The organism is Bradyrhizobium sp. I1.14.4, from assembly GCF_050435825.1.
In the GTDB taxonomy this organism is placed as follows: Bacteria; Pseudomonadota; Alphaproteobacteria; order Rhizobiales; family Xanthobacteraceae; genus Bradyrhizobium.
In genome coordinates this window covers 1-25,200 of record NZ_JBNDLA010000044.1, presented here as the reverse complement: position 1 = coordinate 25,200, position 25,200 = coordinate 1, and the positions used below count along the sequence as shown (strand labels likewise).

At 58.0% G+C, this 25,200-nt stretch carries 19 protein-coding genes and 1 pseudogene; 5 read left to right on the top strand and 15 right to left on the bottom strand.

Annotated elements, in window-relative coordinates; genetic code table 11:
• The first annotated feature begins 587 nt into the window (after window positions 1-587).
• On the top strand, window positions 588-857 hold the full coding sequence (locus ABIB78_RS37215; RefSeq protein ID WP_429034044.1) for a DUF3551 domain-containing protein: 270 nt from the start codon (window positions 588-590) through the stop codon (window positions 855-857).
• Between the two features lie 265 nt (window positions 858-1,122).
• Here ABIB78_RS37215 and ABIB78_RS37210 read toward each other — a convergent pair whose 3' ends face one another.
• On the bottom strand, window positions 1,123-2,226 hold the full coding sequence (locus ABIB78_RS37210) for a PLP-dependent aminotransferase family protein (RefSeq protein WP_429034043.1): 1,104 nt from the start codon (window positions 2,224-2,226) through the stop codon (window positions 1,123-1,125).
• A gap of 913 nt (window positions 2,227-3,139) precedes the next feature.
• Here ABIB78_RS37210 and ABIB78_RS37205 point away from each other — a divergent pair.
• The gene (locus ABIB78_RS37205) at window positions 3,140-3,964 is read left to right on the top strand and encodes a class I SAM-dependent methyltransferase (protein ID WP_429034042.1); all 825 of its coding nucleotides are present in this window, start codon (window positions 3,140-3,142) and stop codon (window positions 3,962-3,964) included.
• Window positions 3,965-4,426: 462 nt separating this feature from the next.
• Here the strand turns inward: ABIB78_RS37205 and ABIB78_RS37200 are convergent, their stop codons facing one another.
• From ABIB78_RS37200 to ABIB78_RS37170, 7 genes are all read right to left on the bottom strand, one after another.
• On the bottom strand, window positions 4,427-5,542 hold the full coding sequence (locus tag ABIB78_RS37200; protein ID WP_429034040.1) for a hypothetical protein: 1,116 nt from the start codon (window positions 5,540-5,542) through the stop codon (window positions 4,427-4,429).
• Window positions 5,543-6,811: an extracellular solute-binding protein gene (locus ABIB78_RS37195; RefSeq protein ID WP_429034038.1), complete on the bottom strand. Its 1,269-nt coding sequence runs from the start codon at window positions 6,809-6,811 to the stop codon at window positions 5,543-5,545.
• Between the two features lie 120 nt (window positions 6,812-6,931).
• Window positions 6,932-7,780 (bottom strand): carbohydrate ABC transporter permease, encoded by an 849-nt coding sequence (locus ABIB78_RS37190; protein ID WP_429034036.1) that lies wholly within the window; start codon window positions 7,778-7,780, stop codon window positions 6,932-6,934.
• Window positions 7,777-8,589 (bottom strand): carbohydrate ABC transporter permease, encoded by an 813-nt coding sequence (locus ABIB78_RS37185; RefSeq protein WP_429034045.1) that lies wholly within the window; start codon window positions 8,587-8,589, stop codon window positions 7,777-7,779. The genes ABIB78_RS37190 and ABIB78_RS37185 overlap by 4 nt, the downstream gene beginning before the upstream one ends.
• A gap of 158 nt (window positions 8,590-8,747) precedes the next feature.
• Window positions 8,748-9,926 carry an ABC transporter ATP-binding protein gene (locus ABIB78_RS37180; protein ID WP_429034034.1) on the bottom strand — a complete coding sequence of 393 codons (1,179 nt, stop codon included), beginning with the start codon at window positions 9,924-9,926 and terminating at the stop codon, window positions 8,748-8,750.
• A 1,000-nt stretch (window positions 9,927-10,926) separates the two neighbouring features.
• A complete protein-coding gene (locus tag ABIB78_RS37175; RefSeq protein WP_429034032.1) occupies window positions 10,927-12,411 on the bottom strand; it encodes an alkaline phosphatase family protein in 1,485 nt (494 codons plus the stop codon).
• Window positions 12,411-13,556, bottom strand: a complete 1,146-nt coding sequence (locus tag ABIB78_RS37170; RefSeq protein ID WP_429034030.1) for a PLP-dependent aminotransferase family protein — start codon at window positions 13,554-13,556, stop codon at window positions 12,411-12,413. Before ABIB78_RS37170 ends, ABIB78_RS37175 begins: the two co-directional genes overlap by 1 nt.
• Before the next feature lie 763 nt (window positions 13,557-14,319).
• Here ABIB78_RS37170 and ABIB78_RS37165 point away from each other — a divergent pair.
• Both ABIB78_RS37165 and ABIB78_RS37160 read left to right on the top strand, forming a co-directional pair.
• Window positions 14,320-14,751, top strand: a pseudogene (locus ABIB78_RS37165) (transposase); the annotation flags it as partial.
• Between the two features lie 814 nt (window positions 14,752-15,565).
• A complete protein-coding gene (locus ABIB78_RS37160; protein ID WP_429034028.1) occupies window positions 15,566-15,922 on the top strand; it encodes a hypothetical protein in 357 nt (118 codons plus the stop codon).
• A 169-nt stretch (window positions 15,923-16,091) separates the two neighbouring features.
• Here ABIB78_RS37160 and ABIB78_RS37155 read toward each other — a convergent pair whose 3' ends face one another.
• A complete protein-coding gene (locus tag ABIB78_RS37155) occupies window positions 16,092-17,435 on the bottom strand; it encodes an IS701 family transposase (protein WP_429034026.1) in 1,344 nt (447 codons plus the stop codon).
• A complete protein-coding gene (locus tag ABIB78_RS37150) occupies window positions 17,432-17,656 on the bottom strand; it encodes a hypothetical protein (protein ID WP_429034024.1) in 225 nt (74 codons plus the stop codon). Before ABIB78_RS37150 ends, ABIB78_RS37155 begins: the two co-directional genes overlap by 4 nt.
• Between ABIB78_RS37150 and ABIB78_RS37145 the strand changes: the two genes are divergently transcribed.
• Window positions 17,649-17,933, top strand: coding sequence for a hypothetical protein (locus ABIB78_RS37145; protein ID WP_429034022.1), 285 nt, complete (start codon window positions 17,649-17,651; stop codon window positions 17,931-17,933). The genes ABIB78_RS37150 and ABIB78_RS37145 overlap by 8 nt on opposite strands.
• A 22-nt stretch (window positions 17,934-17,955) precedes the next feature.
• On the opposite strand, the gene ABIB78_RS37140 is transcribed toward ABIB78_RS37145, so the two are convergent.
• The 5 genes from ABIB78_RS37140 to ABIB78_RS37120 all read right to left on the bottom strand — a co-directional run bounded on the left by ABIB78_RS37140 (window position 17,956) and on the right by ABIB78_RS37120 (window position 24,678).
• Window positions 17,956-18,498: a hypothetical protein gene (locus tag ABIB78_RS37140; protein WP_429034020.1), complete on the bottom strand. Its 543-nt coding sequence runs from the start codon at window positions 18,496-18,498 to the stop codon at window positions 17,956-17,958.
• 175 nt (window positions 18,499-18,673) lie between these two features.
• Window positions 18,674-22,201: an NACHT domain-containing protein gene (locus ABIB78_RS37135; protein ID WP_429034018.1), complete on the bottom strand. Its 3,528-nt coding sequence runs from the start codon at window positions 22,199-22,201 to the stop codon at window positions 18,674-18,676.
• 107 nt (window positions 22,202-22,308) lie between these two features.
• Window positions 22,309-22,782: a hypothetical protein gene (locus tag ABIB78_RS37130; protein ID WP_429034016.1), complete on the bottom strand. Its 474-nt coding sequence runs from the start codon at window positions 22,780-22,782 to the stop codon at window positions 22,309-22,311.
• Between the two features lie 512 nt (window positions 22,783-23,294).
• Window positions 23,295-24,116: a hypothetical protein gene (locus tag ABIB78_RS37125; protein WP_429034014.1), complete on the bottom strand. Its 822-nt coding sequence runs from the start codon at window positions 24,114-24,116 to the stop codon at window positions 23,295-23,297.
• Window positions 24,117-24,465: 349 nt separating this feature from the next.
• Window positions 24,466-24,678, bottom strand: coding sequence for a hypothetical protein (locus tag ABIB78_RS37120; RefSeq protein ID WP_429034012.1), 213 nt, complete (start codon window positions 24,676-24,678; stop codon window positions 24,466-24,468).
• Window positions 24,679-25,200 lie beyond the last annotated feature (522 nt).

Below are 25,200 nucleotides of genomic sequence, written 5' to 3'. Positions count from 1 at the left end.
CTTCAACCTTCCGCCGCTCCGCGCGGCGGCCTAACCCCGGCAGAGGCTCCACTTATCGACGCGGAGATTCTGTTCAGACAACCGGGACCAGCTCTGGGCGACATTTGCGACAGCGCAATCCTGTCTCTCTCAAGAATAGACCAAGCTCTCATTTAAACTCTGTGGGAGCAGAACGCCCTCACGCAGGCTCAAGATCAGCGGAGCGGTCACGACCGCGGTATACCTGCGCCGCAGATTGCAAAAGTCGCGGCAAAATGTGCCATCTCATTGTCCGCAGATGGAATAATGCATAGTCCCTGCGTCAGCGGCTACAATTAACCCGTCAACGGTGCGAGCACTTGATCCTCTCTCTTATGCCGTCCAACAAATGATGTTGTTGCCGGCTTCGCGTCACTGATTGCGGCTCCGCGCTCTGCTCGAGCCTGCTTGTTTCTGCCTTCAGTCGAAGAGAACGCGCCCCTAAGAGATCTGCAGCCTGCAGACCGCGGCCGGACATTCCGACTTGACCAAGGTGTGAATGTACAATTCGGACCGTTTGGGCTTCAATAAAAGTTATAGGGAATAAGATTACGGATATGGAGGCGTCCATGCGCTACCTTCAGTTCATAATTGCGATCGCAGTTTCCGTCCTGGCCGGCTTTGGATCGCATTCGACCGCCGATGCCCGAGATCGTGCGGAATACGTGCTTCCCGCCATACAAGACATCTATTGTCTGCAAGGGCGTGCCTGGGGATATCCTGGCACTTGCCAGTTCTCGACCTATGGCCAGTGCATGGCCACAGCATCCGGTACAGGTGGCTATTGCCGTCTCAATCCAGTTTACGCCTTCGAGCAACACCGATGGCAACCGCGCTAATGAACCAAGGTCGCTGATAGCCGACGAATTGAGGACCAGGCTCAGTTCGGGTTCGCCCGGCGGCGAGACCGCAAACCGGGCCGTTTCGTTTGTCCGGGATGAGCATGACATGGGCTTTTCGCTCTACCAGCAGGCATTTCTGGATGATCGCCCTCACCCGTGTTGATTAGCCTTGAGCGGCTCGAGGCAGAGCATATCCTGCTGCGACTTCGCAATATCGAAACGCTCGATCGGCACTCGAGCCGGTCTCCGATTTCCGAGCGAGTTACTCCTGCACAAGGGGGCAGAGCGCAGTCAGCGCTTCTCCAAGGCTGGTACGAGTTTCGGGGCTACCTATGACGATACGAATGGCCTTGGGGGACGTCTCTTCATCGAGCGCGAACATGCTTCCGGATCGAACCAGTACTCCAGTCTCGGCTGCCGCTGCGACGAAGCTCCGCTGCGTCCATCTGCGCGGAAGAGTCAGCCACATATGTAGTGACTCCGGCTTGGCCAGATAGGTTGCATGAATGAGCAACTTCGCAGCCATTTCCTGCCGCGCTACCGCTTCACTGCGTACGGCGAGCAGCACTTTCTCAGCGGTGCCATCGGCAATCCAGCTTTGAGCGACCAACGCAGACAGGGGTGTGACATGCCACGAGGAGGTCGTCTGAAAACGATCAAACGCGCTTGTGGCTGCCTCACGGGACGGCATCAAGAGATAGGCAATCTTCAAACCAGGGCCAATGCACTTGGCAAGGCCTGCGGCGTACCAAGTGATGTCCGGCGCTAACGCGCTGATCGGAGGCGGCGCTTCCGGTGGGAGCAGCCCGTAAACATCGTCTTCAATAATCACGACGCCATATCGCCTTGCGACATCCACGAGCGCGAGCCGCCGAGCATGGGACATCGTGATAGTCGTCGGGTTATGAAGCGTCGGCGTAAGAAATAACGCTTTGGGATTGAGCTTTCTGCACGCATCCTCGAACGCCTCCGGCACCGCTCCGTCGTCATCCATCGCGATGCCCTTGACGGAAATGTTTAGGAAGCCGGCAATCCGCCGCACTCCGTAATAGCTCAAGCATTCTGTCAGCAGCACATTGCCGCTACCGACCACGTTCACCAGTGTGATTAGGAGGCCACTCTGAGTTCCGTTCGTGACGATGATCCGGTCAATCGACGGCGCAACCCCGAAGCGCTTGGCAAGCCAAACCGCTCCCGCTTGACGATCAGATTCCGTGCCGCGAAAGCGGTGATACCTCAACAGTGTGGCGACATCGCTTCGTTCAGATATCTCAAGCAGCGTTCTCGACAACTCCGCCCCCATCCAGTCTGGTGTCGGCGGCGTGGTTCTTATAAGGCTGATTGGCTCCCTATGTTGACGATTCATTTTTGGCGATTCCAATTGAGGTAAACAGTGCAATGAGACAACGCTATGCTTGCCAGTTCAGGACTATCCACGTTCTGGACTCGCCTGTTTGACTGCCTTCGCAATAGCCTTCAGAAACGAGTTGGACTGATCAAAATGAACCGCAGGACCGCGCTCGCTGAAGAGGCGTACCAAGCGGCTCGCGAAGACCAATATGGTCAAAGAGGTCTTCATATTCCCTGACCGAAGCGACCCGTGGCCTCTGACGGTCGCCAGCCACGCTGCCTACCAACTCCAGGATCCAAACTCGCCTCCTCTCGCTCAAGAACCCCGCGGCCGCAAAATGCGAGAGATATCAAACTTTGTCACGCGCCGCCCGCTCCCAAGGACGCGCGACGCACTGTAAGAGAGCATTAATCCACCAAGATGGTTCAATTGACAGGGTCGCTGGCCGCGCGCTGAGCGTTCTTTTGGACATTCCCTGACACGCCTGATCGGAACTCCTGACGCAGTAGATGAAGCAATTCGCATCCCAATCAACTACCGACGTGGGTAGTCGATCTAGATAAGACGTATGTGAACCATTGAGACGACCAGAGAGGCTGTGGCTCTGCGCTGCGGCATTTGGTTGCGGACGAGTCTTCCATCAACGCAACTCTGTGTCGCGTGATGAACTTGTAACAGAACCGGGACGTTCTTCATGGTTAGCCCCCGAGGAGCACAAACAACCGCTCCGCAAAGCGCTGCCCGGCCATCCGACTTCGACAAGCGGCGGATTTGTTGCGGCAAGCCGCCCCGGAGACGGCCGGATCGGCCTCGCAGGTCCAAGTACCGTTGCTGTTCTAAACGGTGCCTAGGAGACCATCGCAGGAGCTGCGGCGCATCCATCCAAGCGGGCCCTTCTCGTTCCGCAACAAGCGACCGGAGGTGAGAGATGCGCAGTCAACCGGCGGACACGCACTCCTCCTACACTGGGCTTGCTGATGCGTATGATAGCTATCGGCCTCATTATCCGGATGAAATAGTCAGCTTCGTTGCGGAGCGCGCGAGGCCTGCGGGACTTTGCGCTCTCTCTGTGCTCGATATCGGCAGTGGCACAGGAATCTTTACAAGACAACTGGCGAGGCTGTTGCCTCGTTATGCTAACGTTATAGCCCTCGAACCGAACGCCGATATGCGTCAGAAAGCCATCTCCAGATCTGCGGGCATCGAGAATATCAAGCACATGCCAGGCAGCGCGGAACGGCTTCCAGCCGAGGCCGGAACGATTTCACTGGTGACAGCAGCGAGCGCCGCGACGTGGTTTGATCGACCCAAGTTCTATGCGGAGGCAAACCGGGTCCTGGGTCCATCAGGGCTCATCGCGGTGCTCATGATCCGAAGGGATTTGGATAAAAGCGAGATGCTTCGAGACTACGAGCGTTACCACGAGACGTACATTCCTGGTTTCGTGATGGGTGGCTTTGAGGGCAGCGACGGACACTATGCACCTGCCAATTTCGTGCATGAGCTGAAATCATCATCTCTGTTTCGCAAGGTCCGCCATTTCGCACTCTATTGGAACGACCTGTTAACATGGGAGCAGTTCGAGGGCCTGAGTTTGTCCCGTAGCGACACTAAGAAGATTGTCGAGATAAGCGGCCTGGAAGATACGATGAGATGGCACCGCTTGCTCTTTGAGCGATATGCTGCAACGGATGGAACGGTCGAGTTTCCGTGGTCAGCAGAGGTGACGATCGCCCTACCCGTCGCTCAATGATATCTCAGCCCGACGCTCTTTGTGCATACCAGCAAGCCCCAGTAATCGAAAAACTGCAGCGGACGCTTGGAGCCGCGCTTTACCGATGCCGCCTGCCGCCGCTTTGTTGCTCAATCACCGGCGACAGCGCTGCCGCCAAGATTGGCACCAAACATGAGCACTTCCTTTCGACTTTCGTTTGGCTCGATCGGCAATAGTCCGTCATTCTGAATGCGTAGCAAACGCCTTGGTTCGATCATTGCCGCAAACGAATCAAGTCAAACGAAATGGCGTGGCAACGTTGAAGAGAGCGGCTTACGGCAGTCCGCGTCAACCCACATGAGAGTCCGCCGAAAGCAAAGCGCACTCGGGCGCTCGGTGGCTTGGATCAACAGCAGCAACGCTGCATCCAGCATTGCGGGATTGCTCTCCCGCCGCTGCCGCTCGATATTCATTGCGGGAATTGAACGGGCTCCCTTCGAGCTACGGCTCACACTGGTCTCTGCACGAGCAGCTTTTCAGTTCAGACTCGACAACGAGCGCTTCGGTATGAAGTGCAAGGATTGCCTGCGCGGCGGCGCGGGCTCCCTTCGCGCCAACGAAGAAGAAATGTCCTCCAACTGCCTCTCGCGACAACCGCTGCGGCAACGACTCGACGACCGCCCGGACCTTATCTAGAGCGTTGGGGGCGAATGAGGCGGCGCGAGCCGCGATCACGTTGGCATTGAAGAACGACCAGTTGGCCTGATCCGTTAACAGGTGGTGCCTATCACTCGATGCAGTCGGAATGATGGCTGCGCATAGCGGAGCACCTTGAAATTCCATGGCCAGAACATCCTTCGCCGCATCTGACAGGGAATGTTGCATCCGCTCATTGCGCCAGCGGTGAGCTTCACCGTGCAGGTTCAGCGGTGAGTTACCAACGAACTCTTTGAAGTATACCTCAGACGGAATGATTGATCTCCCCTCCAGGCAATCCTGTTCCGATAGAGAAGCCAGCCAGGATCGATTGACTGACGTAAGGGCGTCCGTCCCGGATGGGCCGAGGAAGGATCGAAAGCCATGCCTCGATAGTGGTGTTTCGTCGAGATTCACGGGTGAGAGACCTGGAAGCGGCGGCGTTGCCGCCAGGCTTACGAATGCCTCCACGGTAATGCCTCTGGTCGAGGCCGTGGCAGCCAGACGCGAAATAAATCTACCGGCCATACTCCAGCCGACGACCAGGACACGCGGCCTCAGCTTCCATGCTTGTAGCTTCGCCTCCACCAGATCGATCAGGACTTCCGACCAGGTTGTGATGTCCAGTCCGGGAACAGGAGAGTTGAACAGAGGGTGTTCGATCGGAGGCGATGGCACAACCAAATTGTACCCCATCAGAGTTAGCCAGTAGGCGAGAAAATCCCTGGGGTCACCGTCAGGATAACCATACGAAATCCGCCCCAAATGACCACCGCCGGTCAAAAAGAGTACCAAGGCGGACTCTTTTTTCCCAGGACGGCTCCATTCGATATACGGGATGGCGCAAGCCATCCCATATCTCTCGTCCGGATAAAGGCCTGCACCGACCATCGTTTCCATTCGCTTGCTAAGCTTGAACACTCATTTCACGCCGAGCAGCTTTCGAGCTTGGGACGCCATTGCCTGGAGCCCCGCTTCGGGCGGCTTCTGAAGCGTGATGACAGAGCGCATAGCGTCCACGATGACCCTGGTAACTCTTGCCGCGTTCTCTCCTGGAAAAGCGTACCAACCCTGAAGAATGGGTAGCTGATCGAGGCTGGCCTTATAGTTTGCATTCTTAGCAAAGTGATCGGAGAGCTCTTTTGAATCGCGGGTAGCGAAGTCGTTCGCCGGCAGCCATCCGGATTTAAGTGCTACAATTTTCTGTCCGGCTGGCCCGCTCGCAAACTTCATGAACTCCCACGCGAGTTTCTGTTGCTCGGGTTTTGTCGCAAACATCATTGCGATCGATCCGGCCGCGGGAAGTGTCCCGTTCGGTGCCATCAGCGGAAACCTGCCGACAGCCAGCTTGAATTTGCTCTTGCTGTCCTCTTCAAAACGCAGCTGATTTGAATTGGAGTCGAAAATGATGCCGACCTTCCCGGCGGCAAACAGAGAGCGAGCCTGGTCTTTCGACATGTCAACTGAAGCTTGTCCCGATTCTCCGATTCCCTTGATGATCTCCAACGCCTTCAGGCCTTCCGGGCCATCGAAAGATATCTTGCTTTCATCAGAGTTCATCATCGCCGCATTTTGACTAAAGAGCAGAGCGTCCCAGAAAAAATCCTCACTATCGTACTGAAAAATAAGTCCTACATTCCCCTCGCCCAGCTTTGTGATACTCGAGCCAAGTCTGATGATCTCGTCCCAGGTCGTCGGGAGGTGAGAAGGATCAGCGCCAGTTTTGGCGAGGAGGTCGAGATTGTAGAAGACGACAGGCTCAGCGACGCCGAAGCCTAGTGCATAGGTATCACCCTTGGACGCTCCGATTTTTGCAACAGCTGGTGACAGCGCCTTGCGGCTGTCACTCGTGTCGGCATTCAGGAAACGGTTGAGCGGAACGGCAAGGTTTCGATCCGTGTAGATCCGCAGACGATTGGCGCCCTGGAACGACACGTCCGGCAACGAACCTGTGAGCGAAGCGCGCAGAGTTGCCTGAACGAGGTCATCGTAGCCTCTGTTCGAATTATCCAGTTCGACGTTGACGCCGGGATGTTCCTTCTCGAAGGTTCTCGCGAGTTCGACCCACATGGCGTTAAGGTCGGAGGAGGCTGCGGTTACCCTTAACGTTCTGCCGTCCTCTGCGTTCGCCGGACTCGTTATGGCTCCAACAAGTGCTGTAGCGACGGAGGCGACGACAATCATTTTCATAGAGGGCCACATCTGCCGTTCTCCATTTTGGGGAATATTCTGTATTCCTCGCCGCAGCGGATTCTGAGGGCGCGCTACGCTTTGCGGCGGTGTTCGCCGACTTCAGCGAGGCTTTTTCTGTTACTTGATTGCCCCTTCCGCCAAACCTTCGACGAACCAACGCTGTGCGGCGAGGAAGGCGACGATGAGGGGCAGGACGACGAGTGTTGCTGCGGCCATGAGCGGGCCGTAGTCGGTGCCGGCCTCCTCGCTCTTGAAGGCCATGATGCCGAGCGGCGGCGGCATCAGTGATTGATCGTGCACCGCGATCAGCGGCCAGAACAGATCGTTCCAATGCGAGACGATCGAGAAAGTTGCGAAGGCGATCACGGCGGGCAATGCCATTGGCACCATGATTGTCCACACGATTGCAATTTCGGACAGACCATCGAGCCGCGCGGCGTGGACCACGTCATCAGGAATGGTCTTAAAGAACTGCCGGAACAGGAAGATGCCGAACGGCGAGACCACATAGGGCAAGACGAGCGCCGCATAGGTATTGAGGACGCCGAGCTGATAACCGAGGATGAAGAGCGGCAGCGAAAGCACCTGATGCGGCAGGAGGAGGCCGATCAGCACCAGGCCGAAGAGCGCACCACGACCGGGAAAGCGGAGCTTGGCGAGCGCGTAGGCGCACGGGGCACAGACAAGGATTTGCAGTGCCAGGATCAACGCGCAGACGATGAAGCCGTTACCCAGGTAGCGCGGAAGCGGCGCCTGGGTCAGCGCCTTTGTGTAGTTCTCGAGCCCGTAGAACTGGGCGGGCCAGAAGGAAAAGCTGGTCCGGAAGATCTCGCCCGGCGGCTTGATTGACAGCGACACCATCCAGACGAAAGGCACGAGGATGAGCGCGCCGGTGGCGAGCAGAGCGGCATGCCGGAAGACCGCGGCCGGCGACAACAGGCAAGTGCGAAGCGCTCTGGTGCTCATTGGTAGTGCACCTTCCTGTCCATGAGGTGGGCCTGAACGAGGGTGAGGGTCACGACGATGGCCAGAAAGACGACGGCGATTGCGGCGCCATATCCGGTGCGCAGATACTCGAAACTCTCGCGATACAGCGTGTAGAGCAGCATTTCGGAGGCGTGACCCGGGCCGCCTTGCGTAAGCACTTTTACGGTGTCGAAGGAAGCGAACGCCCTCAGCGCCACAACGATGACAACGAACATCGAGACCGGGCCGAGCATCGGCAGCGTGACGGTGCGCAGGCGGTCCAGCCACAGGTCCGCACCGTCGACGTCGGCCGCATCGTAGATGTCCTGGGGGATGCTCTTGAGGCCCGCCAGGAACAGCACCATTGCGAAGCCGAGATTCTGCCATATGCCTATCGCGGCGAGCGCCGGCAGAACGGTGTGCTCGTCGCGCAGCCAGTTGGGGGCCGGCAGGCCGATTGCAGACAATGTCTGGTTGACAAGACCGATCGTCGGATGCAGCAGCGCCTCCCAGGCGATCGCCATGGCCGACATCGTCGCCATAAAGGGCAAAAAGTGAATGGCGCGGTACAGGGAGCGGCAGGACTTGCCGCTTTCGATCAGGAGAGCGATCAGAAGACCGAGGCTGACAGTGCCCGGCACGACGATCAGCACGTAGATGACGGTATTGCGAAGCGAGGTCCTAAATCCCTCGTCGGCAATGACCTCGCGGAAGTTGTCGAGTCCGACGAAGGATAGCTTCGGCGCGCCGAACTGCCAGTCGGTGAGCGCGATGACAAAGACGCCGATCACGGGCAGGCAGAAGAGCATGAGCAGAAAGAAGACTGCCGGCCCGGCCAAGATCCAAGCCGCCAGGGCTTCGCGAAGGCCACGACTGCGCGCCCGGGAGGCGGCGGGCGATCGAAATGTTGGCGCACCACCGGCCGAGGAGAGTTCGTTGCAGGCGTCAGAAATCGCACGAGGCCCTCTCATCGAGTGGCCTCCCGGAGCGGCGTGACCAATGCCCGGCTGGATTCCACTTGCCCGCGCAAACGCCGTCCATCGCGGGTAAAGAGAAGCACCCGGTCCGGCCTGACGCCGACATGCAAGGTCTGTCCGGAGGCGATACGAGGCGCGCATTCGGCCGAAAGCCTCGCGACCAGCGGCTGGTCGGGGCCCGCCAAATCGAGATGGACGAACAGATCGGAGCCCATATGTTCGATCATGCGAACCGAACCAGTCAGCGCGCCTTGCCCGCCCTGGTCGGCGAGATGAAGAGCCTCGGAGCGGATTCCGAGGCTGAGATGCATACCGGGGAGTGCAGCCGCATCGATCTTGAGTGTCGATCCGGCCACGTCGATCAGGCCGCGTTCGCGCATCACGCCGTCGAGTATGTTGATCTTGGGCGAGCCGATGAATTCTGCGACGCGCCGATCGTCGGGATCGCCATAGATGTCCTGCGGCGGAGCGACCTGCAGCAACTCGCCGTCGAGCATTACCGCGACCCGGTCGGAGAGCATCATGGCCTCGGCCTGATCATGGGTGACGTAGACGAAGGTGCCCCCGAGACGCTGGTGCAGTTCCTTGATCTCGGCGCGCATCTGCACACGCAGCTTAGCGTCGAGGTTGGACAGCGGCTCGTCCATCAGAAAGACAGCCGGATGGCGCACCATTGCCCGGCCGACCGCCACGCGCTGGCGCTGGCCGCCGGAGAGCTGCCCCGGCTTGCGGGTCAGCAGATGGCCGATGCCGAGCGACTTGGCGGTACGGGTGACTTCGACGTCGATTTCGGCAGCGATCCGCGCCCTTCCTGGAAGCAGGCGGCCGACCAGAGGAAGCCTCTGGATGGCCGTGAGCTGCCGCATCCGCAGCGGCAGTGCAATGTTGGAAGCGACCGTCATATGTGGATAGAGGGCGTAGGACTGGAACACCATTGCCACGTCCCGCCGCTTCGGCCTGAGGCCGTCGACCACCCGTCCGCCGATCAAGATCGAACCTGCATCCTGCACCTCGAGCCCTGCCAGCACACGCAAGAGCGTTGACTTCCCACACCCCGAGGGTCCGAGCAGCGTCAGGAACTCACCATCCGCTATCGACAGTGAGACATCGCGCAAGACGGGCGTCGGGCCATAGTTCTTAACGATCCCGTCAATCAATACGGATGCCATCGCCGTTACTCCCACATCATGAAGCGTTGCTGAGCACGGCAATGAGATCGCCTATCCCGTTTGGACGTGTCCGCTGTTGTGCGGGACCTTTAAAAGATCGGACGGCTACAGCCGGATGACGACCATCGAATAATTCGATGTGAGGTTGCGCGTATACGATGCCGTCTGGTGCTCGGTAAGAGAATGTGTCGAAGGAGCAACGCGTAAAGCGCTGAACGCCTTGGTGGAGATCGCAATCGAACAAGGTGCGACACGTATCGTCAGGCCATAGCTCGCGACGCTGGAAATCTATTTCGGCCAAATGCAGTCCGAGCGCGCGGCGACAACAGGGAATTGACCGTACATTGGCCGGCGCTTCGCTGCCCCCTCGCCTAGCCAAGGGAAAGTGACTCTGTGGCCCCCTTGGTGCACGCGTCCGCACGACAAAACGGAAGCGAAGCGAACGCCCGTGCAGAGCTCTCACGACCGACGTCTAAACTCATTTCGAACCTTCCGGCACTCATGCGACATGGGCAGGAGCCGTGATTCGTCAGCTCAACGTCCCTGCGCTCGATGCCTACTCAGCGTCGACATGCCGATCACGCGCCAACTTATGCTGTCGCGCTTCTGGTCCTTTGGACATCGATAATGATCAACCGGTCTGTGTCAGTGCCACAACGCCGCTGGCCTGGACTTCCCGTGCTACGCCCGATCCGGCTGCCAACGGCAGTTTGCAGGCGAGATGCGCTTCCAGCGGCTGCATAACACGAACCTGAAGAGACCGGCGACATCCAAGACATCGCTTCGCACCGTCTGCGACAATTAGGCGGATACGGTGACCTCAATTGAGGTCCTGAGGACAGCGCCTTGGCGTAGCGTTGCCAACACCTCAAGGCCACTATCGCCCGTCCTGCTCCTGTTGATCGCATTGATCCATTGCTCAACAAATGAGGGGCAGGGTCAGACACATTCACATGATCCGCGATGGGCGCTCGGCGTTAAACCCTTGCGGCCCGGCACTTCAACAGAAATTCCAACCGCCGGCAATGTAACGGGCTGGGCCGACGTGCTCGCGCCGGAGCAACTGCGTGTAGTCTCCGAGACGCGTCTCGAAGCTCTCCTCGCGTACAGGAATATCGAAGGCCTCGGACGGCCGCAGCAGTTCATGGAGCACCCGTCCGCTCATCGTATGCGGTGCATCAATGCCGAGCAGATAGAGAATTGTCGGTGCGATATCGCAAATCCCTGACGCAAGGAAAGATGCGCATCCGGCGTTCGGAAAAACTGATCCCGCGATGAGACCGACTGCTGCGAGCTCCTTCGGATGGAGCCCGCCGTGAAGGCCGAGACCCGCCGGGCGGTCGTTGTCATAGAAGGTGCCACCTACGAGGCCGAACGGGTCAACGGTATCGTCGGCGCGGAAGCAAAACGCGACGTCCGGCGCACGGGGATGATCCGCGAAAACCAGGCGGTTTGAGAGGCTCCCGGCGGCGATGCCATTGACGTCGTCCTTCGCACGCGTGAACACCGGCCCGCACCATGGCTCGGATGTAAGGGCCGCAACCAGCCGCGCGACGTTCGCCTGATCCGGATCGGCAAGATAGAGAGCGCCGACCTGGCCTGGCACCACCACCAGATCAACATCGGCAGACGGCGCCGTGCCGGGGTTGAACCCTGCCGCATGCAGGCTGCTGGCAACTGAGACACGCGTATGGCCGGTGATATGGCCGTGGTCCGAGATCGCGAAAATCTGAACCCCAGCCCGCCTTCCTTCCGCCTCCCACCAGTCGAGCACACGACCAAACTGGCGGTCGCAATGAGCAATGATGGAGCGCGTCGCCGCCGCACCCGTGCCGTGGAAATGCGAGGTGACGTCCGGCTCGCCATAGGAAAGGATCGTGACGTCGGGACGATATTTCGGCCAAACAACATCGAGAAAGGCGGACGTAATCCACTCCTGTCCGGTGCGATCCGGCTCGATTTTGGGCGGAGCTGGAGGTAACGGACCGACACGGGTTTCGATTTCGGTGAGCACATCGCCCGGCGTACAGGCCTCGCGAAAATGACCGGACAGACGAACATGGCCGAAATCCTCGGCCTTGTGGTGGAACAGCCGGGTGGTACCCGGCGTATTGGTGGCGAGGACCGCGAGGCTCCGCCTGTTCCCCGCCAAGATCTCGCCGAGCGATGGCGCCGAATAAAGCCGGCCGCCGCTCTCGACATCGAGCCGGCGGAGCAGAACCGCATCGGACGTGTCGATGTAGCGCGGCGGGGTCACGGCGCGATCGAGGTATTTGTTGCCGACCATGCCATGCCGGTTGGTCGTGGCGCCGGTGACAAGGCTCGGGAAAGCGGATCGGGTTTCGCTCGGATAGACGGTGCGATGCTTCGCCAGCGTCACCCCGGCCGCCTTCATGCGCCAAAGATGAGGGGTCAATTCCGGGCCAATCAGGTCCGGGCGCAAGCCATCAAAGCTTACAACAATGAAACGGTGATCGCGATACATCAGCGAACGCCCGCCATACATCCTGAACCCCGGGCAGCTTGGAGCAAACCTCCCACCACGGCCATCGCCGCCTCCAACTCATCGCGGCTCTCGGGGCTGCCGATGACAAGACGGACATGGTTTAGAGACAACGTCGGATCAGATGCAAAAATCCGCCCAGGCCGGATGGTCACGTGTCTTGAAGCGCATTGCGCAACCAGTTCGTCCTGATCGATGATCCCCTTAAGATCGACCCAAAGAAAGAGCGCATCTGGCCTGGTCCGAAATGGGATGCCAGTGAGCCATTGCGTGGCAATCCTCTGTCTGGCGACCGCTTCTTCTCTGACGCCGGCTACGATCTTTTCCATCGAACCATTGGCGAGCCAGAAGTTCACCAGTTCGACAGAGAAAGACGCGGGAAACCAGGTCGACATACCGTAGAAGCGGTCTAGCGTTGTTTGCGCCGCCTTTCCATGAGGCGCCACGAGGTAACCAACCCGAACACCAGGGCCGACGCATTTGGCAAAACTGGTGATATGCCATGTTAACTCAGGCGCCAACGCCCCAAAGGGAGCTGGAACACTCGCCGGGAGCACTCCATACACATCATCTTCGATGATGCGCACTCCATATCGCCTTGCGATTTGAACGATCTGTTGCCGCCGCTCGAGCGACATGACAATCGTCGTCGGGTTGTGGACCGTCGGCATCAGAAAAAGTGCTTTGGGCGCGAACTTGCGGCATGCCGTCTCTAATGCCTCAGGTTCGGCGCCATCGTCATCCATCGCTATTGTTTCGGTCCGGATGCCCTGAAGATGCGCATGTTTCCGAAAACCGTAGTAGGTGAGTGCTTCCGTCAGGATCGTATCGCCCGGCGCGGCGACAGACGCGAGGGCAAGAACCATCGCGTTCTGGGCACCATTGGTGAGGATGATCCGTTCCGGATCCACAGCCGTTTCGAAGCGCGAGGCCAGCCAGTTCGCCGCATAGACTTTGTCCGCTTCCGTTCCAGAAAACCGATGCTGTCTTACACCGTTTTGGATCTCCGTTGAGTCACTGAGTGCACGCAGGCCCTCTTTGACTGTCTCTTTCAGGTTCGCGGACGCCGGTGGAGTTGACCGTTCAAGGCTAATAGGCGCCGTTCGGGTCTGATTATCTCTAGACATGTGGTCATTCCATCGTTTGTGATTGCATCTGTCGTGATATGACGCTCAAGGGGATCACTCGTGCAGTGCATCCGCGGACGTGCCGCGAATGACCTCCGGCGAACAGCACCGTCGGTCACCATCTTCCTCAGTCACCATGAACGATTTGCAGATGAGTTCGCTCGTCGATCCGGGGCCCGGCGTGGAGCTCATGAGAGGCTCAGAGAGAGCCCCAGACATCGCGATCCGGTGCGACACCCTCAACGGAGCGCTCGCATTCACGGTCCGCAACCGCTTCGGCAGCACCTCATAGCGTGACCGGGCCCGCGCTAGGTCCACACTTTCACGGCGCCCAGAGACACGAATGCCTGCGCCGCGACGTGTGACGACGAAAAAGGAGGCCGACCCGGGTACGGGCAGGATGAGGAGTGCAGTCGATATCCCGATGGCCCCTGACATCAGAAGATCACGATCCGAGATCGCCAGCTGAAGAGCTGCGCGAGCTGCGTGGTCAGATGCTGTCAACGAATTCGGATTCCAAATCGGTTCTTCCATATCGTCATGCAAACTCGCGGCGAACGCGACCTAGATCGCTTCTCTCGTTTCATCGGCCGCCGATGACTAGGAGCTTCAAAACCCGGACCGCTACAGTTGGATGACAGTCAGTGAATAATTCGATGTGAACAACGTAATATGCGATTAATATTCCAGAAGGGATGTCGAGCTGGAGCTCAATGCTATGGACGCCTTCGGAGAGATTGCCCACGAAGAGGGCGCGCCACGGCGTGAGGGTACGGCAGAACGCTTGTCTTCGCGCTTTGCTCGTGTGCGCGTCCGTCCGGCACATCGAGATTGCTGGCTCGCCGAAAGCCGGCCGGAGGAATGGCTGCTGATCGAATGGCCAGAGGGCGAGGCAGCACCGACCAAATATTGGTTTTCTACGCTTCCGGCCAACATTGGGTTTCGTCAGCTGGTCGATATCACCAAGCTGCGCTGGCGCATTGAGCGCGACTACCACGAACTCAAACAGGAGGTCGGGCTTGGCCACTTCGAGGGGCGGGGTTGGCGCGGCTTCCACCATCACGCAACGCTGTGCATCGCCGCTTATGGATTCCTGGTCTCGGAGCGAGAAACGATTTCCCCCTCAGCAACAGCCGCCACCAAAATCTTCAAGCAAGCTACTATTCCCGAAAATTATCGGTCGAGGGGATCCGCCATAAGTGAGGAATACCATTACTACGGTTACATTGCCTCAGACGTGCCGCTATCAAGCATCCGCTGGAATGACAACGAAAGTGTTTTCGAAAGTGATATCGACCAGGAACTTCAGAAGCTGCTTGCCAAGCGCGCGGATGACAACGGCAGCAAACGGCCAGACATTGCTCTGTTCAGCAAAGAAGGTTCAGCCATCATCGTCGAATTCAAGGCCCCGGGAGTATCGATGGACGGGCATGTCGGCGACCTTTCAGAGTACGCTCATTTGCTCGCGGCGAAGTCAGGAGGCCGGCTGAGGAGATTTTATGGATATCTCATCGGCGACACTGTCAATTCACTGCGTCTGAGCGGAACTTGGACTCCGTTTTCAGTCGGCCTGGGATGGCTTCAATCGAGCGCCGTTTTGGACCCTCGCACTCCGCAGCGTTGGGTGAGACCTATTTTGAACTGCTCCACTTCGGTGACGTCATTGAGCGAGCGAAGAAGCGGATTGGTGTATACCAGGACAAACTCAAGCTGGAGAAATGATTTGCCCGGCTCTGCTGTGATTTTGTTTACCTCAGCATGAACTCCCTCGCTCGGAAGCCTCGTGTCAGCCGGTTCCTGGCAGGACTCCTGGCAATCTCGTCAAACGGAACTTCACCTATCGGATTGGGCAGCGTATGCGGCTTGGTGAACCAATGGACCCCGCCGCTTTGCTCGCGGCTTCCTAACAGGCAATCGCCAGCGTGCAGAACGAGCGCCGCCCCTGCGTTCGCTATAAGGGCGAGCACGTAGCTCGCGCTGTCCCGTGGAAATCGCAGAGATAAACTGCGATGAGTGCGACGCAATTGCGCGCTGAGGCTTTCTGGCGTTGCGGCTTCGTCTGTGGCGACATACCAGTCTACGACATCGCGGATAATCTGGCGGGCAAGGTCATCGCTTGTTGGCCAGAGGTTGAACCGTCGAGAAGGAGACATAACACGGCATCGGCGCGCACTCCGACTCCCCCGCAATCCCGGTTATCGCGCGTCCTCTTTCCTTGCTCACTGCGCCAGTTGATCTCCATTCCCCTCTCGCTCGCCAGCATCGCTCTGGCTTATGGCGACAAAGCGCTCTCGTACAATATCGACCCGGCCTTCAGGTCCCTTGATATTGCCTTCGAGAAAATGATCAAGTTCCTCATGACCTAAGGGCGCTTTGAACTTCTCTGCAATGTAGCAGCGAACATCATCGTCTGCGTTTTGGATTTCCAGCCACGAGTTCCTCTCGCCCGTCAACGACGAGAAGGATATCCTCGATGTCACGGCTGCCTAGCACTACTTTGGCAGATTTGGCTTAAGGCTGCCTGCGGGCAGCATCTCACAGTGCGTGCATCGTAGTGGTGGGGGCCGCACGAAGAGGTCGAGGATTGCTTGTCTGATGGCCGGCATGCTCGGTTGTGGCGGTGGGCCTAAGACTCTTTTTTTTCCGTCCCGCTGCGGTGAGGCGGCGAGATTGAAGGAAGGCATAGGCGATCATCGTCATCAAGGCATGTCGGTGTAATCCGGCCCACGACCTGCCTTCAAAATGGTCGAGCCCCAGCTCTTCCTTCAATTGCTGATGCGCCTGTTCACAGATCCACCGCGCCTTCACGGCAGCTGCCAGCGTCTTAAGCGAAATGTCAGCGGGCAGATTCGAGATGTAGTACTTCTGCTCTCCGCTCGATCGTCGTTCGCCCAGGATCCACACTTCTTCGCCAGGCATACGCTCGACACCTTTATCGAACATACGGTGCTTTGGGCCATCCGCGATGCGAACGCGCCGTGCAGCGAAAAGGCATGTCAGCGGGCCTTTTGTACCCCCGCGCCAGCTGATCTTCTGCCACTTTACGCCGACCAGCATCGTCTCGGCTGAAACTGGCGACATATCCGGGATATGGTGTTTGCGCGGCTTACGGGCTTTCTCCGTCGGAAAGATCATGGTGACATCTGTCGGATAGACTTTTTGGCGTCGCGACATACCAACTGCCCATAAGAGGCCGCGTTCGCTCAGAGCATGACGGAACGGCGCGCTCGATCCGTATCCCGCGTCCGCCAGCACACAGCCAAAGCGAACACCGGCTGCGATCACGCGATCGATCTCAGCCAGCGCGATCTCTGGCTTGGACCGTGCCCTGCGATGCTCGATTGGAACGCCGGCGCGCTTCAGACGTACCGGGTCGCTCGTCCAATTCTCGGGAATGAAGAGACGTAGCGCCACCATTACCGGCACCTCACCGCGCGCAAGCGTGAGCGACACCAACGTTTGGCAATTCGCCGTCTTACCGAGAGTTGATGCGTATTGCGGAGCTACACCAACCGAGCGATCGCCCTTCTTCGGCATCGATGTATCGTCGATGACCAGCACTGCATCTTTGCCGCCGACGAGCCGATCGGCCTGAACAAGCAATTCTGCTTCCAACGGCGCCGCGTCCCAGACGCCATCAGCGATGAAATGATGCAATTGGTCATAGTCGCCCGGCGCCAGCCGCGCTGCCATTGGCTGGACGCTCTTGCGGTCACCCGGTCCAATCAGTCCCGCGACATACAGCGGACACATCCGCCGCCGCGCCTTGTGACCCAGGCAATCCAGAAACGGCTCAAGCCAACGTTCAAGCTCTTCTTCCCAGTTCGACGATATGTCTACCATGGCCGGCCCTCCAAAAGCCGACCACCCATGAATCATTGAAAACCTGATTCGGGAATCCTGTTGCGACGATCAATCCAATAAATCTGCCAAAGTAGTGCTAGCAGATCATCGTTGCCGCGGCCGAGATATGTTTCAACTTTGTCGCCACGAACAGTTCCGGCGTGAGGCGCTTGATGTTCAGTGCCTCGCTCAGGGGACACGTGACCGCCGTCTCGATGCGTACCAGCTATTGCTAAAGCCGAGAATGCTTTGATCATCCGGCATGAAATCGACTTTGAGTTCGCCGAGCCGCATGCGGCAAATGACCTCGTCTTCCGGAGATTCCACGAACCCCTTCTGACGCAACTGGTCTTGCAGTTGAGCCTATTGCGCATGTCCAACGAGATCAACGATGAGATCCACGTCATCGGTTGTCCGAACGCCTTCGAGCACGATCTCGTCCGTCATGAAAAGGGCTGTTGTAGAACCGCCAACAAACACCAGCCGCGCGCGCAGTTCATCTCGAGAGACTGCGCGACCGTTTGCAACATTTGAAGCAATTGGCCTTTAACGGTGGTCATTTTCTGAGAAGCCTTTCCGATAGACGCTCGGCCGCGAGCCCAGCCTCCCTTTGATTTCCAAGCCGGACACCGTCGATAAGGGCCAGATACTCATACAGACGATCGTCTTTTTGAACGGCCTGTGGTACGCTTTTGAACAGCGGGTCTACCGCCTGCCCCATGTCTTTGCCTTTGGCGTACGGCCAGACGTAAATGTACTCTCCTGCGCTGATCAGAAGATTTTTAAGCGGGGCGGCCGCAAAGGCGGTGGGGATGCCCCGGGTCATCGCACTCGGTTTAGCCGGGAAAACGAACTTCAATCCGTGCACTACGAAATTATAGAGATTGCGGCGGTTGGGCTTTGCCTGGCCGGATTCCCGATCTTTGACCGCAAGGCCCGACGAAACGCTCCGGTTGATCGAGGCATCGACCTCTGTCTTGCTGATACCAAGGGCTGATTCCAGGCTGCGTACTGAGTGCGGGTCATCGTCATGCGCAGCCTCCCCAGGATGCGCATCGCCCTCTTTTTTGGCCGGCTCAAGGCTCACGAGCTTCAGCAATATAACAAGGTCTTGACTTTTCCTATAAATTCGCTTCCGTCCATTGTCCTAGGACCAAGGACAATGGACCATAAAGCGGGCCTTCCAATCAAGGATAGAACGTACTGCTTTGTGACGCCACGAACGACGGGAGGTCTATCGCACTTCCTAGTAGTATCTTCGATTTCTCGCCACTTCAAATGGTTGCTGCTTCAAGTCTGCCGTTGCCGGTCAGCCGAATTCGTACGCCCAACCGGCCCGCCAGCGTTTCTAACGAATCCATAACCGCTCCCTTGAGCGAGGCGGTAGCGCCCGTGTGGATTTCCAGCAATACATCGAGCGCAGTTTGCGTGCCGTGCGCGGCGATCATAGAGACGGCTCCGGATGCTCCGTTGTAAGAACATCGGGCGACCACTCTCTCGAGAAATGGAAGTGGCAGAAGACGCTGTCTTTCACGCAACGTCGTCAGTGCATGCCCAACATGTGTTGCCGTGTCAGAATCTAAAAGATCGATATCGCTCGAACCAAGCACCTGCTTCAATCTCCGTTCGATCGCCGACAAGGCGGCGTCGGATCCGAATCGCGCAAATCCCCCGGCCAAGTTTAGCCCGTCGATCGGGTCATAGTCTTCCATGACCGCCCACTCCTCCAACAGCGGCTGGAAGAGGTCAGCGCCCGGGTGCAGCGGCGCAGCATCGATGACCCCTCCCTCGAACACGTCCATTTGAAAAAGCGCTGTCATTCCAAGTACGATGCTGCTGGTCAATCGCGCCCTATCTGATGGAGAGAAAGTGCGTTCCTTGAGGCGTCGTATCAAGGTCTCGACCAGCGATCGGGACCGATGATGACCGAAGATCGCAATCGTCGCGCGGAGATCCTTGATCGGCAGCCGATCCGCTGCCGCGACCAAGGCGCACATCGAATCCGCGTCGCCATATCGTGCTGCAAAGATCGATAGTCGCCGGCGTAATTCGCCAGGAATGCCGTCTTCTTGAGCGAGAGTTCGACAGATTTCGGCCTTTTGTGCCGAGAGATGTCTACGCGGCAGATAGTCCAAAAGGTCAAGCTTCTCCTTCATCTCCAGGTCGGACCGCATCAAGGCGTCCCTCAGAGACGGGACCGGATCCTTCAGCTTCATGATGACTTCGATGGCGGCGGAGCGCGTGTGATATCCCGGCATTCCCAGCGCGGTCTTGACGAGCGGCATCGCTCGAGGGTCCACCGGCGTGGAACGAAGGCCGAAAGCTTGCAGACGCATGTAGATCGGCAAGCGCTCATCAAGCGCGACCGCCAGCAGACATTCGCCTGATAGCTGTGTCGGATCTAAATGGCCGATGAGCGAAGATATAGCCTCTAGGTCCTTTTCGGACGCACCGTCGCGACGGGCACGAGTGACATACATGTCGAGAGCTTCATTACCAAGTGCGTTCACTGCAGGCTGCATCTCGGCAAGATTGAGCAGATGATCGATATCTCCGGCAAGAAAATCCGCGAGGATCGAACGGGTCAGATCCGGGGTTTTGATCTGTGCGACGATGGTCCCGGCCCCATGGTGCAGGAGCCAACGGTTGGACAACAACGCGCGCAATTCAGGAATCATTGGATCACAGAAGGCGGCAGCAATCAGCGCTCCGATTCGATCACGCAGCCGCCAAGCGGCTGAAGGCCATAGTCGACACAATCGTCGCGTGAGTTCAGTTTTCTGCGACGGCGTCACGCTCATACCATTCGCGGCACAGCGGGCCATGAGGCGCATCCCGGTACCGAATGCGTCGTCTTCCTGCGCCAGGAAGTTTGTGACCAGCGGAATCGGATGCGGATGCCGTTCGAGCACGAACTGCAACGTCTGTGCCCACGGCCTCTTCGATGCCGAGGACAGTCGCCCGGAGATTCCTTCCATGCGAAAATCCAGTATGTAACACGCAGCGAGGTATTCCTGGACCACAGGGAATGGAAACACGAAACGAGCGGGTCCACTCGGGCGGAGCAAGCCGCATGTGATCAGCCTGTCTAGCGCGGGCTGCACGGACTGACCTGCTCCGAGAGCGTTTCGAACCGAGGCCTCCAAACGCCGCGCGTCCACGCCGATCTCTTCGCGCTCTAAAGAATCGTAAGCGATCAACTCTGCGATAGGCCGTAGCGCGGCCGGGTCGACCCCGGCATTAACCGCTCCCTTGAACTGCTCCGGACGGAACAGCAGGCCAAGATAAACCTCGAGCAACTCGGTCCGCTTCGACGGAAGTTCGCTCACTTCAAGACCCGAACAGAGCAGGATGGCGAGAAAAAGCGGGATGCGGGTCAGCCGCTCCAGATCGGGACGAGCCGTGAAGGCTTGCTGCAATCGTTCTCTAAAACTGGCTTCGTTCGGGCGATAGAAGGAAATATACCTGCCGATATCGTTGGTATCCAACGCGTCCAATTCAACAAGCAATGCGTCCGTCGGCGCCGCCAGCGCCGCGGCGTCGCGAACAGTCAGAAGCCACGGCACGGCCGGATAGCGTAGGGAGAAAGTCTTGACACGCTCGAGCATGACGGCGCGACGGTCGATCGAGACTTCGTCTAGCCCGTCGAAGAAGAGCACCAGTAGCCCCGTTTCCGCGGCCCTGGTCCAATCAACGGAGACTTCGAACTCCGCATTGAGCTGATCCTGAAGAAAACGGCCGACGCCGCCTTCTTGCTTTGACAGTTCATGAATGGAGATGATCGCGGGAAGTAGTCCGCGCGCTGCCGCGGATTTGGCCAACGACAGGCTCAAGGTGCTCTTGCCGAATCCAGGGCCCGATACGACCACTACGCGGTCGAACCCGGCCGACGGAAAATTCGACAAGTCCACAGAGTCCGGCCGGATGCCATACCAGGGATTCGGTACCTCATCATCGAAGTCTGCGCGATGTGAACGATCGTACCGATGGGCGCGGGGCCAGATGAACGTTTCGTCGATTGGCTTGACGACGCCGGTACCGGGAACCTCAATCACGGCCTTGCCTGTCAAGACGGCGCGGTAGCTATCGGCACCCCATCCTTTGGGCTCGCCGATCACCACTCCCCCGCTCCTTAACCGCTCCAGGAGCCTTGCAGCCTCGAAGGTTCCCCGTACGATTGACGCCCCGCCGACCATGTCGCGGAGTAGAGCGAGCAACGACGAGGGATCCCGGTTTGAATCCGGCATCCATAACGCTGCATGATCACGCTCTATCAAGGCGTGAGAATAGACTTCCACATCGACGCGCGAAAGCAACGCGCGAATGTCGTCGGCGGTGACGGCGTAATCCGCGAGTGCGGTTTCGATCTTGGAGAACAGCGCGCGTTGCCCTTCGTTGAGCCGCTTCGTAATGTATTCTTCGTGGTCTACGGCGTCGGTTGTTCGGCGGCAGCATTCTTCCAGGTCCGCAGCTATTTTTGACGGCTCTCCAAAAGCCAAAAGCAGGCGATCCTCAAGTGCCGTCGCAGGCCGAGCCAGTTGCTCCCAGAACTGCTGCCATACGCGGTCCCAGGCGTCGGATGAAACGTCGATCGAACGCTTCGCCTGGATGTAGCGTCGCGATCCATCTCCAAGTAGCACCACAATGTCGTCGACGGCTTCAGGTGCTTCCACGCGCACATGCAAGACTCGATCCCGTCTTGCACGGGGCCGAAGGTCCACCATCCGGCCGAGATATAAGGCCGCTATCGTGTTCTGGAAGAAAATTCCGGCCTGATTGGCCGGTCCGCCTGCTTCCGCCATTCAGAATTGTTCCTTCCAATGTGGGCGATCGTTGCGGCGCTTCGCAATCGCCGGTCGTCATATTCCTTCGATGCGCAGCACGTCAGGAGCAAAGAACGGGACACTGATCACCGCTGAAGCGCTTCCACTTCTCGGGACTGTATCAGATCTAGAGGGCCAGCCATCAATTCACCCCAAGACGGCCATTTCACCTCTTCCTCGGCTACACAAATGGACAGTTCGCGTTGCCATCGCCCAAGGACTCTCACTTCGAGGTCAAGCCGAATAAGCAGCCAGTTCTTAGAAGCGGCATCAGCGAGCAGTTCGATTCCGTAAATTCGCTCGACGCACATGAACGGCGCGTATTGGGGATTATCTAGAGGATCAATGTAGGGGATTGCGGCCTGGCGGATGACTTCCAATTTCAGAATTTGCTTGAACCAGGGCGAACCTGCGAGCAGGCGAAAATATTCGGCGAAGCGCGTGCCAAAGTCCTGATGAAAGGGGCTTTCCCCTCTTTGACTCGAGAGGCATCTCTTTATCGTTTGTGGCAGTGCATCCACCCCGGCCACTTCAGCTATGCCGCCATCCTCCGTTGACATAAGATCATGATCCTCGGACAGGGCAAACTCCGTCGGGAGTTTAGCTACGCTGATTCGTGCGGCACTAGGAAGCCCCGGGCATGTTAGCGTGTAGCCGCCGCCCGGCTCCTTGGCTGATGGACGGTGCCGCTCGTAGCACGCGCCCATCGCCGAACGACTTGACGAGGACGTAACGATCGGCGGCGTGGCGCCCCACCACGCAGGCGACGCCGATGCCGCCGGACCAGGCTTCGGAGATCGCCCGGTTGCGCCAGTCCGCCCTCTCACTCTAACGGGGGCGTTGCGGGGTTCTCCCCGCAGAAGGGGTCGGCCGAGACCCCCCGGGCTCGGGCGTAGAGGAAGGCTTTCCCCTCAAAGCGCATTTAAGGGCGGAATACGCGACATCCGTGCGTTCGGCGGCCTTGCCGCCTATCGCGACAAAGGCGGCCAGCGACGAACATGAAGCAGCGATCTTTCGAGCAGATGATCAGTGGCCTTCACGGCGAAGGAGACGCAATCCCGATAGTGGACATTCACCAAGTTCGGTGACGAACTTCAACGGCTACGGCGAACCTCAAATTTGCGGGCGTAGCTTCACCGATTTTTGTGCACACGAAATTCAGAGAGAAGTCCAGGTAATCAAGTAGATCTTCTGCGTTGAAGACGACATCGGTCATCCGTGCGATAGACCTGTGGTGATACACGTCATTTCGAGCATCACGAACCGTTTTGAATTTCCGCTTGAAGTGATCGAGCGAGAGGCGGTTTGGACCGCGCACGAATCGCGAAGAAAAGATGGACCAGTGATCTTCAATCAGACGCGCTATGTGACTAAGATCGCAGGTCTCGACAAACTGGAAACCATTCACAAATCCACCAACGAGATTTCGCTGAAATCGGTCTCCGTCGATGGCGTAGATGATCTCGCCGAGTGAGTGTGCAGCGTCGGATGATATTGGCACATTTCCGATTTTCTTTACGGATCGAGCTTTGCTGCCATTTCGCAACTCATCATAAATCTTCCGCCACCACCGCTGGTGATCGTAATGCCGCTCCAGTGTGACGGCCACGGTGGACCGAAAAGCGGTTTCGAACGAATGGAACAGCCCGAACAATTGGGCGTGTTCTGCCACCTTGCGGTTGTAAACCTGGAAAAGAGCTGGCCGCCATTCCCCAGCGATGCCTGGTCGTTTTCCTGCGGATCCATTCTTCAGCTCGACCAGAGCCGCTTCCATAAGGTAGGGACTGACCAAGGAGAGATCATTCTGAAAAACAGCAATTTGTCCCGGGGTCGGAGTGAACGGCAAATAGTTCTCGAAGAACTTAACCAAAAATTCATACGAGGTATCAGGCATTTAGTCTTTCAACGCTCTCGAAAATGGAACTTGACACCGCCAAGGGAGTTTGCGATACACGCAGCCCTCAGCACTCCGGGAGTGTTGTCGCTTCGGGGACATTCGCTGTCAAAAGCCACGACCTGAGTCTAAACAGCTATTTCTGTCCGAAAGGGCTCCCTAACGGGAGCCTTTTCCTTTTGTGGTCGGATTGTCAATCCGCGAGACCCGCACAGATTGTGCCGAACAGCACCGGCTCGCTAACCCTTAACGGATAAACGGCGCGGTTGAACATTTTGCCCCTGCTTAGCCGCTCACCTGTGTGAGTGCCCTACCGGCCGCCAACCGGCTTTTTCGTTCGGGCGATCAATCAGAAGGCGGCGAACGATTGTCCGCTGACCAGATGATGCCGCTCTAGGAATAGCGCCTGCGCCGCACGCTCGGCAGCGCGCGGAGAGCGAAACTCGCGACCTTCGAGACTGTTAAAGATCCGATCTGAGGACAAGAAGCGGTAGCCATGCTCGTCTGTCGCGACGATGCCCGCAGTACGGCTTTCGACTTCGATGATGTAGGCGTTGGACATGATGGTTCATTCGCCGACTTGCCAGCGCTCCTGTCTAAAGATGCGATCGGAATTGGTTTTAAGATGGGTTAGCGACAGGCGCCGGTTGCCGCAGAGAAGCAACGTCGTGCCATGCGTTTATGCGCTGGGCCGGTTGCCGGTGTTTGGGCCATTCTCATGCAGATAACCTTTGGCAGAGTAATCTCTGCAACGTCACTATCGAGCGCTCTGACGAGTCGGTCAGTGAAATGGTAATTTATATTTGGCGCGGCGACGCGCTTGCGCTTCCTCGAACGCGACAAGGATTGAAACAACACGACCCACCGGCGAGCAACAAGCCGCTGTTTCGGTCCATCGGACACATTTCCACAGTGATGATCCGAGCTCGTCGCCGTCGTCTGCCTGCTTGATGTATGAAGTCCTACCGGCCTCGCGAACGAAGCGTGAAGAGAGCCGGCTCCGCAAATTTGAACAGGTCGGTAAGTGGAGTTTCTGCCTGACAGCGGGCACGCTGGTGCCTGCGAATCAGGAGCGACGATGAGC

Coding starts and splice junctions, on each gene's coding strand:
- ABIB78_RS37150 (WP_429034024.1), bottom strand. CDS start 17,656: ATGATCAAAGCATTCTCGGCTTTAGCAATAGCTGGTACGCATCGAGAC.
- ABIB78_RS37210 (WP_429034043.1), bottom strand. CDS start 2,226: ATGAATCGTCAACATAGGGAGCCAATCAGCCTTATAAGAACCACGCCG.
- ABIB78_RS37130 (WP_429034016.1), bottom strand. CDS start 22,782: ATGTCAACGGAGGATGGCGGCATAGCTGAAGTGGCCGGGGTGGATGCA.
- ABIB78_RS37125 (WP_429034014.1), bottom strand. CDS start 24,116: ATGCCTGATACCTCGTATGAATTTTTGGTTAAGTTCTTCGAGAACTAT.
- ABIB78_RS37160 (WP_429034028.1), top strand. CDS start 15,566: ATGAGTGCGACGCAATTGCGCGCTGAGGCTTTCTGGCGTTGCGGCTTC.
- ABIB78_RS37175 (WP_429034032.1), bottom strand. CDS start 12,411: ATGTATCGCGATCACCGTTTCATTGTTGTAAGCTTTGATGGCTTGCGC.
- ABIB78_RS37215 (WP_429034044.1), top strand. CDS start 588: ATGCGCTACCTTCAGTTCATAATTGCGATCGCAGTTTCCGTCCTGGCC.
- ABIB78_RS37180 (WP_429034034.1), bottom strand. CDS start 9,926: ATGGCATCCGTATTGATTGACGGGATCGTTAAGAACTATGGCCCGACG.
- ABIB78_RS37195 (WP_429034038.1), bottom strand. CDS start 6,811: ATGAAAATGATTGTCGTCGCCTCCGTCGCTACAGCACTTGTTGGAGCC.
- ABIB78_RS37185 (WP_429034045.1), bottom strand. CDS start 8,589: ATGCTCTTCTGCCTGCCCGTGATCGGCGTCTTTGTCATCGCGCTCACC.
- ABIB78_RS37190 (WP_429034036.1), bottom strand. CDS start 7,780: ATGAGCACCAGAGCGCTTCGCACTTGCCTGTTGTCGCCGGCCGCGGTC.
- ABIB78_RS37170 (WP_429034030.1), bottom strand. CDS start 13,556: ATGTCTAGAGATAATCAGACCCGAACGGCGCCTATTAGCCTTGAACGG.
- ABIB78_RS37155 (WP_429034026.1), bottom strand. CDS start 17,435: ATGATTCATGGGTGGTCGGCTTTTGGAGGGCCGGCCATGGTAGACATA.
- ABIB78_RS37135 (WP_429034018.1), bottom strand. CDS start 22,201: ATGGCGGAAGCAGGCGGACCGGCCAATCAGGCCGGAATTTTCTTCCAG.
- ABIB78_RS37120 (WP_429034012.1), bottom strand. CDS start 24,678: ATGTCCAACGCCTACATCATCGAAGTCGAAAGCCGTACTGCGGGCATC.
- ABIB78_RS37205 (WP_429034042.1), top strand. CDS start 3,140: ATGCGCAGTCAACCGGCGGACACGCACTCCTCCTACACTGGGCTTGCT.